Here is a 14,938-nt window from a genome sequence, read left to right on the forward strand (position 1 = left end):
TATTACTGAATTAATAATATTCCGTTTTTAATAATAATGATTTCGCCCGTATTAGCAGCGGTAGCGACTATCTGAACATTTGGAAACTCCTGACTAAACTGTTTGATAATACCAGCAGCACTATTCTTAGACCCTTTAAAGCCCTGTCTACAAGCTGCACAAACCGCCTGATCTATATGCATATTCAGAGTACCTTCAACACTCTTTTTAGGAATATTTACATTTCTCCTTTGATCCTTTGGTATTTTAAATTTTCTTTCAAATTTATCAGCAGCCTTACCAAGTATCGTTTGCTCCGCATGATTTTTAGCAGCTCCATGTGTACCAGGATAGCTATACCTATCGTGATGAACTGCACTACCTTTGCTTCCTTTAGAAACCTGTGCATATGTAGAAGAACCTGTTAATATCTCATCATCAACACTTGTCTTTCCAGCACCAACTGTACCTCCCGTTACCTCAAATGGGCTTTTATCGACATGAGGATGAGCCCCTGGTGTTAAGCCAGTGCCATCCTTAGGAGAATACTTTCTAATATCTCTCTGTTTTCTAAGCCTTTTCATCATATGCTCCAGAGCTATTAAATCTTCAGAATGTTTAGTCCTCAGGGCTTTGGAACTCTCCAAAAGCTCTAACGCTTCATCAATTTTATCAGCTCTGATATTACCTGCCTTGTTTCTAGGCAACTCCTGTAGACTCTCTATAAGTTGTTTTGAGTTTGTATCCCTTTTTGATAATGCTTTAAATAACTCTTGAGATGTTTTCTGATTATTAGTTAAGGTCTCTTTAACAGGCTTAACAGATTTGGTCTTCCCTCCTAATACAATACCATCTACGCTATTTCCTTTATGAACTACTTTTACCTTATCTCCTGACTTCACCCCCTTTTGCTTATCCCAAACAACATCACCCGTAGCCAATATCACCCAAGGATTAACCTCGCCCTCCAACTTAAATCTGCGCTTCTCAATGCGCATTCTAAACTTCTTAAATCTCAGCTTTTTGGATAGTCTCTGGCCAAGGTCATCGAAAGTTTTGGCGCCTTTGGCAAAGCCTTTTCGTACACCTTTCATGGCTACTTTGCCATTTCTCACCAGGGCTTTGGCGCCTTTTTTGCCTACTTTGGCGAGGTCAGTGGCTGCCTTGGCGGTCTCTTTTACTGATTTCTTCACTGCAGTTTTGGCGGCTTTGGCTCCTGTCTTCACTGCGCCTTTTACACCTTGTTTGGCAACTGTTTTTACAGCGGTTTTTGCACCTTTCAGGGCGGCTTTACCTCCAAACAGCAACGCAAATATCAGCTCTATAGTAATAACAGCAAGACCACGGGCCAGCTTGGTTGCTCCTTCTACAAGGTTACCAGGCCATGCAGCACCTAAATAGCCGCCAAAATGCTTGGCGGCCTGATAAATACCCTCGGCGGCGAAGTATGCCCCTATGATCTGCATCAATAGCGGCAGAGCGGCCATGATGGCTCCGCCTGTGAGTATATTCGCCAGGATCACGCCTCCGATACCCGCTATTATTCCGGCTATAATGGCTACTTTATTCTCGCTGAACCATTTCACCACGGCATCCTTCATAGTACCTATAACATAGCCCGCACGCTCCATAGGCGAGTTGAACGGACCAACCATTGCCTGACCTGTTGGCTGGGCCTCAGTTTTACCGGTAGCCGTCGTTGCGGCCGCAGGTTCCGGTGCTTTCTCCTCAGGCCCCTGTGCAGCAAGGTCACGCTCTGCCTCTACGGCATCGCGCTTCACTGCCTCCATGCTATGTTCTTTATCATCAGTTGCACCAAACTCTACCGTAGCTCCATCTTCCATTCCCGCCAGTTTACTCATCAGTACAGGATCCAGTTTGGCGTCAGTCACTACCTGGTCAGCTTCTACCTGGTCAGGGTGGTATGAAGTCTGCTTATCCAGGGTCTCGGCATCCCTTTGCTCCATATCAGGGGCAGACGCTGATGTTACGGCTTCTGAAGTATCTTCTGTTACCGGCTTGTATTCATTAGGTAAAGGCTGGGTCACATCCTGCCCAAGCAGCTCTTCCGACATCTGTCCGAAGAAATGTCCCGGGGACAATCTGGCCGAAGACACAAGGTTGGCTATACCCTCCATGATCCTGAGTAAGCCAACGGCGATAAGCTCGATGGCACTCATTACCATATTGAATACCTGCTGGTACGCGGCCAGAACAGCATCCAATGTGGCGCCAAGAATATCCAACAATGCACACACCGCCTTTTTAAGTACATCAGCCAGCTTATTCACCGCTTTCACGGCCAGGTCTACCGCTTTATCTATCAGGGCATTGAATTTCTTCGCCAGCTTAGGGAAGGCGAAAAGCACCACGCTCACCAGCTTCTTCAACACTTCTGCATAAAACTTGATCAGTCCTACTACGGCTTTTCTTGCCAGCTCTATAATAGATTTGGCTAGCTTCTTAGCGGCTTCAACGACCTGCTTCACAAATGCACGCAGGGCATCAAATATTTTGTTAATAGCGTTTTTGACCTTATCTATAAAACTCGATACAGCATCAACAGCGCGATCCCAGAAGCTTTTATCTTTTTTCTCTGCGGCGTCCTTCTCATTTTGAGCGTCTCTCTCAGCTTCGGCCTGCTTTGCATCGGCTTTGGCCTGAGCGGTTTTGAACTCCTGCTCTACTTTCTCATTGGTGCTGCTTACTTCACTATCGATCTTTTCTTCTACAGAAGCTTTCTCCGCCGCAGCATCTTTGGTATAGTCGGCAGTGATCTTCTCATTTTCTGCCTGCCATGCTGTACGCTGTTTACCCACCTCGGCCTGCGCTTTCTGCTGCTCACCTTCCTGACGGGCTTTTACGCTTGCAGTTTCTTCTTCAATTCGCTTTTCATTGTCTTTTCTGGCCTTATCGGAGTCAACCTCCATCTTTTTATAGGCCTCCTCCTGCTTCTGCTTCTCAGCCCCAAGCTTTTCGTCCATCTGCTGCTTGGCCTGGGCATTGAACGCTGCCAGTGTCTCGGCATCTATTTCCGGCACGGCTTCAAGACCTTGATTTTCCAAAGCAGGCACCTCCTGAAGCCCAACATTAGGGCTGAGTTTTTCAGGGGCTATTTCCGGGAATATATCATGCTCACCAAAGTCATTTTGAGTCTGCTTCTGATTGGCTACCAGCTCGGTGTTTACCGATTCATCTGCTTTGTCTTTATTTTCGGTATTCTGGACAGGGTTGGCTTCCTCGGTAAGTTTAACCTTGGGTGCCTTGCCGGGATTGGTGTTCACTCCTTTATCGTTGCCAGGCAGCTTTCTGATCTCTGCTTTGGCCTCCTCAGGGTCGGCTTTACCTTCCTTACCTTTTAAATTGGCTTTTTTAGCCTCGCTAATAACAGCATTTTTAGGCACCTCATGCTGCGTGTTGACATCAACAGATTTTGCTTCTCCCTTGGTTTTGAGTTCAGGCTTTTTACCCTCTTTGCCATCGGCTTTCTCTTTCTCCTTTTTCTTACCTGCCTCATTTTTGGCAGGCAGTCCGGTTGGTTTATCTATTTCGGGCAGGCTTTCCTTGAGGGTTTCTTTTTCCTTACCCTCAATGCCCGGCACCAATTGCGGCGCCTGTTGCACGCCCTGTATAAAGTCTGACGGACTGGAAGAAGCCAGTTCGCTCATAAACTCATCGGTAGTCTCAGCCTTAAACGTTTTCTTCTCCGCTGCTTTTTCCCCGCCGGCGACAGCTTCGTTGTTTTCTATATTAGCTGGCTGCTCGTTTCCGGGAGCATCAACCTTGGGCTGGTTAGTTTTGTCCTTATTGCCCGGAGATTCAGGTTGATCGGCCTCTTTATCCTTCGCCTGTAGTTGCTCTACCTTTTCAGGCGCTGCTTCCTCTTCAACTTCCTCTTTAGTCTGGGTAGCATCTACTTCTTTTTCAACCTTATCTTCTTTTGCAACTTCAATTTCTTTTGCCTGAGGTTTATTCTCCAGAAGTTGTTCAGGGTCATTGCCCCTATCCTGCTCTTCCTGGTTGTTCTCAGGTTGGTTGTTTTCAGGCTGGAGTGGAGCCGTGGTTTTATTCGCTTCTTCTTTTTCAGCTTCTGTCTCTGGCTCAGGGTCTCTGGGGAAGCCCTTGAACAGCCTCTCTTTTTCCAAAAGCTCTTCAAAATACGGGTGTCCTTGCAGGAAGGGGTTCTGGTCTAAAAATGAAAGAATGTCATTCGGGTTTTTAGTACCGGGAATGCCATAAAGCCCCTCCTCTTCAAAGGGGGTCTTGCGCTTATCAAATAAAACACCTCCTGCAAATTCCTTTTCCATATCTACGCGCTATCGGGGTCTCAGACTGGTTTTTGGCCCTGGTCTCGACATAGTACGAGTGGCAGTGGTGTTTACCATAGGCTTCACGTTCATATTTTCTTTGCGCATTTCCTGATGGATATACCCCTCCAGGCGCTCCAGGGTAACTTCTTTGGAGCCCTCAGACATGGCCTGTATACACCCCAGCTTGATCACATTGGAAATGTTGGCACCGGTCAATGGAAAATCATTGGCCAGTTTTTCTGGCAGGTTTACCGGCTCATATTGAAACGACGATGGTAATCCCTTCTGCCACATCTGTAATCGCTCGTGCGACTCGGGTGGAGGGATGTGAATAAAGGTCAGTATCCTTCTCTTAAAGGCATCGTCAAGGTTTTGCTTATAGTTGCTGGCCAGGATTACAGGGCAGGAGCACCGTTCAATACGTTGCAGCAGGTAAGCCACTTCCTGATTGGCATAGCGGTCTTTGGCATCTTTAACCTCAGTCCGTTTTCCAAACAAGGCATCTGCTTCGTCAAAAAACAGGATACAATCCTTCCCTTCCAGCCTTTCAAATATCTTTTCAAGGTTTTTCTCCGTTTCTCCTATATATTTTGAAACCACTCTGGACAGGTTCACAATGTACACATCCACACCCAGGTGCTTACCTATAACCGATACGGTCAGGGTCTTACCCGTTCCCGGCCTGCCATAAAGTAAAGTGGTAAAGCCCGGCTTGATTTTACCTATTACATCACTCTCAAGAAAAAGCTCTTTCCTGTAGCGGATAAAGTTCATCAGCGATTTAAGCTGGTCTAGTGTGGTGTCGGGCAAGACCAGGTCTTCAAATTTTTTATCAGTCTCCAACAAAGTAGCCGGGAAGTTCGAAGAGCCGTCCAGCCGAGGCTTTTTACCAATCAGAAAATAATCGAAATAGCTCTTCTCAAGCCTGATCATGTAGCCAGCCAGGTAATCATAGTTCTGGCTTATGCCTTCAAGGGTTATAATCTGCTCTCTAAAAAGGAAATGGTTATTTTGAAAGTAGTGATAATGCGCAGCTATTTGGGCTTCATTGCCTCCACTCAATAGAAATAATGCTGTTTGTAAAGTAGGAATAAACTGACCATTTTCCCTGCTATAAACACCGCCTACCTCACGTGAAACCCCGGTATTGTCTGTTCTTTTTTGGAGAAAAGCATCAAGTATTTGGGGGCTGTATTGCGCAGCAAAGCACAAAATCAAAAGTAAGCGATCCGCTTCTTTTAATTCATTTTCCTGAATAAAATTGCCGTATATGCCATAGGTCTGCTCACCAGCCGGAGCTATTTCATCCAAGTCTTCAAGCTCAGCATCCTCCTCCAGGGTAGTATTCAACGCTTCCACGCGGAGGGCAATTATTTTCCTTAACCAGTTCAGCTCAGAATGAAGGCTCCTTGTGTTCGCAGCAAAATCGTGATCACCTGCAAAAATCGACACATTTTCATGTGTAAAATCGTTGGTTTTGGCTGATACTCTTTGCTTTACCTGCTCGGTCAGTTCCATTTATGATAAGTAATTGTAGAATCAAAAAATAAACATAGCTAGAAAAGCCTCAAATGCCAATTTATTTAAAACCAAAAAAAATAAATTAATACAGATAATATTACATCTAATAAAGAGTGGAGCTGTGAAATGTGATTTTGATTTACCGTTGAGATACTCTCATATTTTTTGCTAGAACCGTACTCAGATTCTGGTATAGCGGTATAGGTTTCAAATCCAGTTTCTTAATTATCTGTTTTTTTAAATTGCTCTATAAACTTTGTTACTTCAAACTCATTATCTTCAACTTTAACATACTCATTCCTAAATATTTTCAGCCGGGCAGAATCAAGCCCTAGTACAGTCAAAAAATTTGAACGGGACCTTCTTATTTCCCCCTCCTTAATCTCACTAATAAGTTCCAATAATTTTCCAGAGTTCTCTATACGCCATCTGCCCTTTTCCAATGTATCCAAATCAACCAATCTGTAAAAAGATCCATCATCATCTAAATTCATTATGATCTGTTTTATCTCAAAATCAGACTCCCTAATACCCCCTTCTAGGTCCCAGAATGAGGATGAAAACTCTGTAATAGCATCATGTACCTTTTTATATTCCTCTAAATGCCATTTTCCAAGGATTTGCATTTCAACTCTTTCCCTAATGTTTTCAACCTTTTTTAGACTCACTACTTCCTTTATACCATTGATGTAAGTAAAACCAGACATTTCTTCATCGCCCATTTTTTCAATGTAGTATACTCCCTGATAACTGTTAAGCAATTCTCTCAACATCAGCATATTCCATCCCTTAAAATAACTTACACCCCATACCACATTCAGATGGCTGGTTGAGTAATTCTTGTCAAAATAATGCATTTTAGCAGTGGCAAGTTGCTCTCTAAGTAGTGGTAGCACTATCGTATTCTCAAGAGAGTCTTTAAACTCAATTAAAAACTTGTTTGAGTCATTGGAAACACTCAAATACCAACTTTCCTCTACAACTTTCCTTCTAATAGAATCACTAATATCAGTCATCCTTCCGTCAAAAAAAGGTTGGTAAGTGACTATATTAAACTGATCATACTTAATAACTAATTCTTTCTCTGAAACAGAAACAATATCCAAAGTGTCAAAATCTTGATGAGGTGATACGAGTAATTGCTCATTGAGTATTTGATAGTTCATGGTTGACACATGGTTGGCACCAAGTAAGTTCAATACCATATTACCGGAATCTTTAAAAGTAGGGGCATAAAGAAGATATTCTGAAATATTGTTTCGCCCCTCATAATCATTCGCATTAATTGGCATCCAAGTCTTTTTTATTAGCAACCTCGGCTCAGGGTTACAGAATGAAAAAATGAACACACTTAAGATTATCAGAATTCTTTTCATAAAATTTGAATTAAGCATTCCGTTCACAATCACTAAACACCAAACCGCCTAAAAGTAAGATTAACCCTCGGCTCATGCACCTTCTTCGTCTTGGGCAAACTATGCAGCCAATACTCCTGCACCTCATTCATCATGGTCAACAGGCTCCCGTTTTCGAGCATAATGGAGACGGTCTCTCCCGTATGCCTGTGTTTGAAGGCAAATTTCCGTTCCGCTCCCAGGCTCAGTGATGCGATAGTTGCCCCTGGCTCCAGGGTATCCTCATTGTCGCTATGCCAGCCCATGCCCTCCTCACCGTGGTGGTATAAATTTAAAAGGCACGAATTATAAGTTGTTGCTGTCAATTTCTCCACCATGTCCCTCAATTCCAGCAGTTCCTTAGTCCACGGAGTAGCCTGGCGGGTAGTACCGGAATAAGTATAGCTAAAATTATCATCTCCATACCACGCCACCATTCTTTTGGTAACATGCTTTTTTCCAAATACCACCACCTCATCGTGCTTCCATTCAACAGTTTCCATCAACAGTTTCTGATAATTATCTGCCTTTGGTTTGTCAAGTACAGCACCGAAATACCTCGCCACACCATCGTTCGGCAAAATGTTATCTACAGCGGTATCAAATAGCGTCATCATCTGTGGCATTTTAGTTAAATTTAGTGGTGACTTTTACTCATTTATCACCTAACCCTCCTCTGGCTAATCCGTTTATAGTAAAGGTAATCTTAGCTCCAATAGGTAGCTGAGGAATTACCAAAATTCACAACAAACTGGCATACCAATTGAGTTACGATTTAAAGATATAAATGTGAATCAAAAGTTAAACTAAGATATGAAGACACTTACAGACAGTAAAGTAGACGATGTCTACTTAAGCCCTTTTGACAGATGGCTAATCCAGTCAACAGTGGAAAACGCTAAGAAAAACACAGAAAACAAAAATAAAAGCAAAAACGGTGAGCATTGAGTTCACCGTTTTCAATTTATAGTTCATTATTCAAAGTTTACAGTTACCGATATTGATCGGTATAAAACGTCCATATAATCCCCCCAAGAGATAGTTGGTGCCGTAGAAATATTTAAAATCCATATACCCTTCACAAAACAGTATCATCTTTGGAAGAGGTGTATCAAAGTAATTCCGAAAAGAACCAGTCTTAATACTTAATTAAATGTAATTGGAATAACCATTTTGACTGGTACTGCTTTACCTCTTTGATAGCCTGGACGCCAATCTGGCATTTTACGAACCGCGTACTCCGCGGCCTCATCACAACCTGCCCCAATACCTTTTAAGACTTTGACATCAGAAGTTGTTCCGTCACCATTAATGACAAATTGAACATATACTTTCCCTGTAATTTTCTTATCCAAAGCTTCATTCGGATATACTAAATAGTAGCCCAACATTTCCGCAAATTTATTCATACCCCCAGGAAACTGGGGAGGATCTTCGACAATTACAAAAACTACCCTTTCCTCATTCTCTATTATTGCAGTGGTTTCAGCAACGTATTTATCTATAAGCAACGGTTTCAGATCCGGATAATCATTTCTCCTGATATAAGTTGCTTTTGCAAACTCCTTCTTTTTATTAATTATGCTTAATAGTGAGTCCAACTGCAAACTACTAGATGATGGCCAATGGTCGGTGGATATGGTCTCTCCTATATTATTTACATATCGAAATTCACCTTTTTTAAAACCTTTGTCATCGTAATTAATCTCCAAAATCAAAGAACTGTCCATTCGATATTCCAGTACTTTTCCAACAAAATGTTTATCGACTACATTAACTTTTGCAATTCGATAGTGGGTAGCAAGTTCAGGTAAAGTAATCTCTCCTCTTTCATTATAGTAAATTGTATATTGGCTAAAAGCAACACTGACCATATTGAACAGTAACAATAGAGCAATAAATACTTTCACTACAATTTTTTTGATATAAGTTTATTACTAATTTATTAATCAAATACAGAACCTGCCTCTGGTGTAAGCTTGTAGCTTGTATCGCTCTCAGCATTATTAAGTGTATTAAGTTAGGTTCTGCCACTGCTTCGATCAGCGGGATCCCTGATATTTTCAACTAATTCAGCAATGAAATAGCTTTTAATTAAGAAAATTCAGGGATGACGTGGGTTTTGGCTGTTCACTGTCTACCGTTTACGTATTTACTGTTCACCGTAAGTCTAAATACTATTCTCTTATCGCCAAAGTAAGTACATTTCGTCTGGCACCATCCCTCTAAAACCCTTTCAGGTCTAAATTTTCGCTATCGATCATGGTGACGGCCTTGCCCATTTTCTTTTGAATCACTTTAAAATGGTGCTGGTCTTCCGGGGTGATGAATGAAATGGCATCTCCAGAAGCATCGGCACGGCCTGTTCTGCCTATTCTGTGCACATAATCTTTGGGTGACCGGGGCAGGTCGTAGTTGATAACGTAAGGTAAAAATTCTATATCTATACCTCTTGCCAACAGGTCTGTAGCCACAAGCACCCGAAGCCTCCCTCTTTTAAAATCAGACAAAGCCTCGATCCTGGCATTTTGTCCTTTTTTACTATGGATGGCTTCTGCATCTATACCGTTTTTACGCAGTTTGGTAGTTACGTTATCTACTTTCTGAACTGTGGAAGTAAAAACAAGTACGTGCCTGATGTCATTTTCTTTGATCAAATACCTCAGCAAAGGACCTTTCTTCTCCTGGGGCACAAAGTAGGCCAGTTGCCTGATTTGATCAATGTTTTCCTCAACAGCCTCAACTTCGATCACTTCAGGATCATTTAGTAAAAACTGGTTGATCTCTTTTACATCGTTGCTTAATGTGGCTGAGAATAAAAGGTTTTGTCTTTTGGCCGGCAAGAGTTCAAAAATCCGGTTCATCTCCTCCTTAAAACCCAGATTAAGTATTTTGTCCGCCTCATCGAGTACCAAAGTTTCAATGGCTGACAGCTGCACTGCTTTAGACTCTACCAGCTCCAGCAGCCTGCCGGGTGTGGCTACAAGTACATTTACACCATAAAGTGACTTCATCTGCGGGTTAATGGAAACACCTCCGTAAACTGCCATAGACCTGACCTGATCGGGAAGAGCTGAACCAAAGTCGTGAAAAACGTCATTGACCTGTATAGCGAGTTCCCGTGTAGGCACTAATACCAATACGCTTATATATCTGCTTTTGTCCATTATCCGGCCTTCCAGGTTGGTAAGTATGGGCAGCACGTAGCTGGCTGTTTTTCCGGAACCTGTCTTGGCTATCCCGAGCACGTCTTTTCTTCGCAAAACTGCAGGTATAGCTTTCTCCTGGATGGGATAAGGCTTCAAATATTTTTGACTGGCGAGTGCATTAAGTAAAGATGGGGCCAGCCCGAGAGCATCAAATGACATGAGAGATTTTCTATTAAAATGAGGATGTATTTCAGGTGCAAATATATTGAGAATAATCGGGGAAAGCAGAAGCTAATTTATAAGTACAACCAAAGTCTCTTGCTATGGCAAGGCTTACCGTTTAGGCTTGCTGACCTCTTTCAAATATAGCTGCTCCACTTTTTCCCTTGCCCAGGGGGTTTTTCTTAGAAATTTAAGGCTTGATTTTACAGATGGATCGCTGTTAAAGCACCGTATATTTATTTTAGCTCCCATTTCGGCCCACCCTAATCTATCCACGAGAAATTCCAGCATATCAGCCAGCTTCACTCCGTGCAGAGGGTTATTGGGTTGTTCTTCAGGGCTATTTGTTTTTGACATTTATTGAAATCTTATCCGGGGATGTCCCCAGGTATTTGTTATAATAATCCATCACCTGCTTTGTGCTCACCGGCCCTCCATGCCCAAGATAGTACAACTCTCCTTTTGCCGCCAGCACTTTTTCAAAACTAGACTTTAATTCGATCAGATCATCATGAAAGGGCGGGTGTTTGATCCGTGAACGAAACATAACACCTCCAAGCAGTATGCCGGATGCCATCATATCCATAATGATAGCTTCACCGTTTTCAAGTATCACTGATAAAGAGCCAGGAGTATGTCCAGGGGTATGGATCACTTTACCGTTTGTTCCCCACGGGGCCAGATCATAGTCCGCTTCTCCCTCGATTAAAATATCCTGATTAAAACGTTTTGCCCGCTGATCTTTTACCAGTGCCCGAAATAGTTTCCATTGAGGTTTGTTTACTTTCATAGTTGAAACATCTGCGAGCCCGGATTGGTAAGCCCGCTCATCAGCTTTGTGGGCTAGTATGGATGCCCCGAATATGTCTTTCAATTTAGCCGCACTTCCAAAATGGTCTATGTGACCATGGGTAACCACAATCAGATCTATATCGCCGGCATTGATGTTATGCTGCTTCAACTGCCTGAGTATCCTCCCTTCGCTATTGGGGATACCTGTATCTACCAATATGTGTTTTTGTGCTCCTTTGATGAGAAAGCAGTTGATCAAACCGCCTGGCCAGATAGAAATTGGGATTATTTTGCTCATAGTTTCGAATTTTTATTCAAAATTATGAATCACCCTACCGGCAAAAAATCACATTTGTTACTTAATGCCTTTCCTGATCCTGCTGAGGGATTGTGGTTTGATGCCAAGGTAGGAAGCCAAATGCTTGACTGGTGTGTGAAGGGCTATTTCCGGCTGTTTGTTGAGCAATTTCTCGTACCTGTCTGACGCAGAGAGGGTCTGTAAGGCATTGATGCGTGAGGTCATCTTCAGGATATGGCTCTCATAAACACCCTGACAGAATACCGGCCATCCCTCCACTTTCTGATAAAGTGCCTGATAATCCTGCTTTGATATGAACAGCAGCTCACACTCGGAAATGCACTGGATACTATAAGAAGAAGGTATGTCTTTAAGAAAGCTCTCAAAAGATGTTACCAGCTCACGAGCTGACAGTATATCGGTGGTTATTTCATTGCCTTCATTATCGATATAAAAACACCTGACATAGCCGGAAACAATAAAATATAGTTGCTGTGGCCTTTGACCGGATTTAAGCAGGAACTCATTTTTCTTGCTGCTTTTGGGATGGAATGAGGCAGTTAAGAGTACTTTTTCTTCCGGAGAAACAGATACTTTGTTCTCTACTACATTTATTAGTGCTTTGTCATTTTGCTCCATACCAAGCTTCAACCTCAACTATTCAAAAAATCCCTGAATTGCTATGATGTGTTTTACTTTCATATACTTTAAAGACTTCGATAAAAAAGGCCTTGCAAAGGCAATTCTTCCTTAACAAAGATAGCAATCTTCTTCATACAGGTTAGCCTCACCTGCAAGCTGGCTTAATCATCCCTCAAGCTATCCACCGGGTTAGACCTTGCGGCCTGCAATGACTTATAGCCTGTGGTGACCAAAGCTATAACAATGGTGGTAGCGAGTGCAATGGCAAAAACATCAAATCCAAGGCTGATTTTGTATTGATAGTTTTGGAGCCACTCGTTCATCAGGTACCAGCCTAGCGGCGCTGCTATTACAAACCCGACCAGTACAGGTGCCATAAATTCTCTCGACACAAGGCCAAGGATGTTCTGAACCGATGCGCCCAGCGCTTTGCGGATGCCAATCTCTTTTACCTTCTGATTGGTGGTATAAGAAACCAGGCCAAATAAGCCCAGACAGCCTATAAAAATGGCGACTGAAGAAAAGAAGGTAAAAATGACGGCCATCTCTTCTTCCGACTCATACATAGCGGCGACTACCTCGTCTACAAATTCATATTCAAAGGTGTATTCCGGGTACACCTGCTGCCATGCTTCTTTGATGTCATCAAGTTGAGCGTTAAAATTTTGCCCGCTCAGCTTTACGGAAATCGTCCTGGCATTACCAGTGCCATTGACGAGCATAACTGGCTCTATTTTCATGCGCAGGTTTCTGGAATAAAAGTTCTTTACTACACCAGTTATTGGAACATCACTACCCCAGATCTGTACCATTCTGCCCAGTACCTCCCCGGGATCACTTATTCCCGCCACTTTAAGAAACTCCTCATTGACCACCACCCGCGTCAAAGTATCAACCGCTTTCAGTCCTTCTCCTGCTTTGAGTTCAATATCGTAAATAGGAATATAATTTTCATCGGCCCATTTTATATCACAATAATACTCCCGCGGGTCATTTTCCAACTTTATATCCGTGACCGAAATGGAGCCTGAAAGGGGCGTTCTGCTGGCAAGGCTCACCTTCTGAACTCCGGAAATTCTCTCTATGCTGTTTTTCAACGTCTTCTTTTGCAAGTCTTTGCTCTCCGGTATATCAATAGCAATGACGGCATCCATTTTAAACCCAAGGTCTGACTCTTTGATGAATTTCATCTGAGCAATCAAAACCAACGTACCAATGATGAAGAATGGTGTGATCACAAACTGAAAACCGACAAGAACTTTGCGCAGTGAGATCCCTGAGGTTTTGACATTTGAAAGCTGGTTTTTAATAATAACGGCGGGCTTCATTCTCGCCATTACAAAGGATGGATAAAGCCCGGCAATGAACGTAACAATGATGAGTGTACTCAAAATGAATAGCTCAATCTTACCATCAGTAAACCAATTGATACTTAGGCTGATATCTAGAAACGGGTTGATATAGATAAGCAACAGCTCCGCCAGGCCCAGGGAAACGATGATGGAGAGCAAAACGATGAAGAAGGTCTCGCCCATAAACTGTTTGACCAATTCCTTCCTGGTGCTGCCCAGTACCTTCCTCACTCCTACTTCTTTGGAACGTTTTACTGCCACGGCAGTGGACAGGTTAATAAAGTTAATGCAGGCTGTAACCAGGATAAAGAAGCCTACCAAAACCATGGTGATAATATTGCCATTGCTAACCGTCGCATAACGGTAATTACCAAACCTCGTATCAAAGTGCAGGTCTTTAAGAGGCTGAAGAAAGTAGGATCGATCCTGATTATCGTTAGGGAATTGCTTTTCCTTGAATGCCGCCAGGCTTTCATTAATGGTTCCGGGTTTTACAGATTCATCAAGCAGCAAATAGATCTGGTCATCACTGCTAACGCTTCCCCAGCCATGCTCTTCGTAGCCTTTTTTAATGGTGGAGTAAGAGATAAACATTTCAAACGGGAAATCGCTGTTGCGGGGCACATCCTCCATCACTCCGGTCACTTCCAGTACCTGCTCCTTGTTCAGCACAATCTCTTTGCCCACGATATCCGTAGAACCAAAGTACTTATCTGCCAGTTTTTCTGACAGGATCACCTTGCCGGGCTGGCCAAAACCTGCTCTGTTTCCTTTGATGATGGGCCGGGTAAACAGGTCAAAAAAAGTTTCTTCAATATATGCTACTCCTTCCCGCTCTTCAAAATACCGCCTGCCTTCGCTAGCTTCTTTATCTTCGATAGATATCAGTGTATTGGTATACTTGTTTGAAACAAAGGCCAGCTTTTCTATACCAGGCACCTCTTCCCTCACGGCATCCGCCATCGGCGAAGGCACACCATTGTTATAAACCCTATTGCCCAGCTGGTCATTTTCCGAATGCACAATCCGGTAAATACGGTCGAAGTTCTCATGGTAACGGTCATAACTCAGCAGAAAAGTAGCGAGCAGGAACAATACCAGGCTACAGGTAATACCCAACGACAACCCAAAGACATTGATAAATGTATTGGAGGGATTTCTCCTGAGGTTTCTTAATGTGGTTTTTAGATAGTTCTTTAGCATTTTTTTACTGGTTACTGATTGCTTGTTGCTTGTTATTGGGTTACTGGTTGCTTGTTCGCGGTGCAAAAACACCCCT

The 14,938-nt window shown here is 42.9% G+C and carries 11 protein-coding genes; 1 reads left to right on the forward strand and 10 read right to left on the reverse strand.

From position 1 onward, the window contains the following. Window positions 1–2: 2 nt before the first annotated feature. From LVD17_RS27985 to LVD17_RS28000, 4 genes are all read right to left on the reverse strand, one after another. Entirely contained in the window at window positions 3–4,286 is a 4,284-nt protein-coding gene (locus tag LVD17_RS27985; protein ID WP_233763692.1) for a hypothetical protein, read from the reverse strand. Window positions 4,287–4,295: 9 nt separating this feature from the next. Next, a complete protein-coding gene (locus LVD17_RS27990; RefSeq protein ID WP_233763693.1) occupies window positions 4,296–5,807 on the reverse strand; it encodes an ATP-binding protein in 1,512 nt (503 codons plus the stop codon). 224 nt (window positions 5,808–6,031) lie between these two features. Then, a complete protein-coding gene (locus LVD17_RS27995) occupies window positions 6,032–7,186 on the reverse strand; it encodes a hypothetical protein (RefSeq protein WP_233763694.1) in 1,155 nt (384 codons plus the stop codon). Between the two features lie 32 nt (window positions 7,187–7,218). Then, on the reverse strand, window positions 7,219–7,821 hold the full coding sequence (locus LVD17_RS28000; protein WP_306415972.1) for an alpha-ketoglutarate-dependent dioxygenase AlkB family protein: 603 nt from the start codon (window positions 7,819–7,821) through the stop codon (window positions 7,219–7,221). A 196-nt stretch (window positions 7,822–8,017) separates the two neighbouring features. On the opposite strand from LVD17_RS28000, the gene LVD17_RS28550 reads away from it, so the two are divergent. Then, window positions 8,018–8,152, forward strand: coding sequence for a hypothetical protein (locus LVD17_RS28550; RefSeq protein WP_255702552.1), 135 nt, complete (start codon window positions 8,018–8,020; stop codon window positions 8,150–8,152). Window positions 8,153–8,349: 197 nt separating this feature from the next. On the opposite strand, the gene LVD17_RS28005 is transcribed toward LVD17_RS28550, so the two are convergent. From LVD17_RS28005 to LVD17_RS28030, 6 genes are all read right to left on the reverse strand, one after another. After that, on the reverse strand, window positions 8,350–9,114 hold the full coding sequence (locus LVD17_RS28005; protein ID WP_233763695.1) for an energy transducer TonB: 765 nt from the start codon (window positions 9,112–9,114) through the stop codon (window positions 8,350–8,352). Window positions 9,115–9,429: 315 nt separating this feature from the next. After that, window positions 9,430–10,572: a DEAD/DEAH box helicase gene (locus LVD17_RS28010; protein WP_233763697.1), complete on the reverse strand. Its 1,143-nt coding sequence runs from the start codon at window positions 10,570–10,572 to the stop codon at window positions 9,430–9,432. Window positions 10,573–10,686: 114 nt separating this feature from the next. Beyond that, window positions 10,687–10,932: a VF530 family protein gene (locus LVD17_RS28015; RefSeq protein ID WP_233763699.1), complete on the reverse strand. Its 246-nt coding sequence runs from the start codon at window positions 10,930–10,932 to the stop codon at window positions 10,687–10,689. After that, the gene (locus LVD17_RS28020) at window positions 10,916–11,665 is read right to left on the reverse strand and encodes an MBL fold metallo-hydrolase (protein ID WP_233763701.1); all 750 of its coding nucleotides are present in this window, start codon (window positions 11,663–11,665) and stop codon (window positions 10,916–10,918) included. The genes LVD17_RS28015 and LVD17_RS28020 overlap by 17 nt, the downstream gene beginning before the upstream one ends. A gap of 57 nt (window positions 11,666–11,722) precedes the next feature. Further along, a complete protein-coding gene (locus tag LVD17_RS28025) occupies window positions 11,723–12,322 on the reverse strand; it encodes a Crp/Fnr family transcriptional regulator (RefSeq protein ID WP_233763703.1) in 600 nt (199 codons plus the stop codon). 146 nt (window positions 12,323–12,468) lie between these two features. After that, on the reverse strand, window positions 12,469–14,862 hold the full coding sequence (locus LVD17_RS28030; RefSeq protein ID WP_233763704.1) for an FtsX-like permease family protein: 2,394 nt from the start codon (window positions 14,860–14,862) through the stop codon (window positions 12,469–12,471). Window positions 14,863–14,938: the final 76 nt, after the last annotated feature.

Origin of the sequence: Fulvivirga ulvae (assembly GCF_021389975.1) — a bacterium.
Classification (GTDB): domain Bacteria; phylum Bacteroidota; class Bacteroidia; order Cytophagales; family Cyclobacteriaceae; genus Fulvivirga; species Fulvivirga ulvae.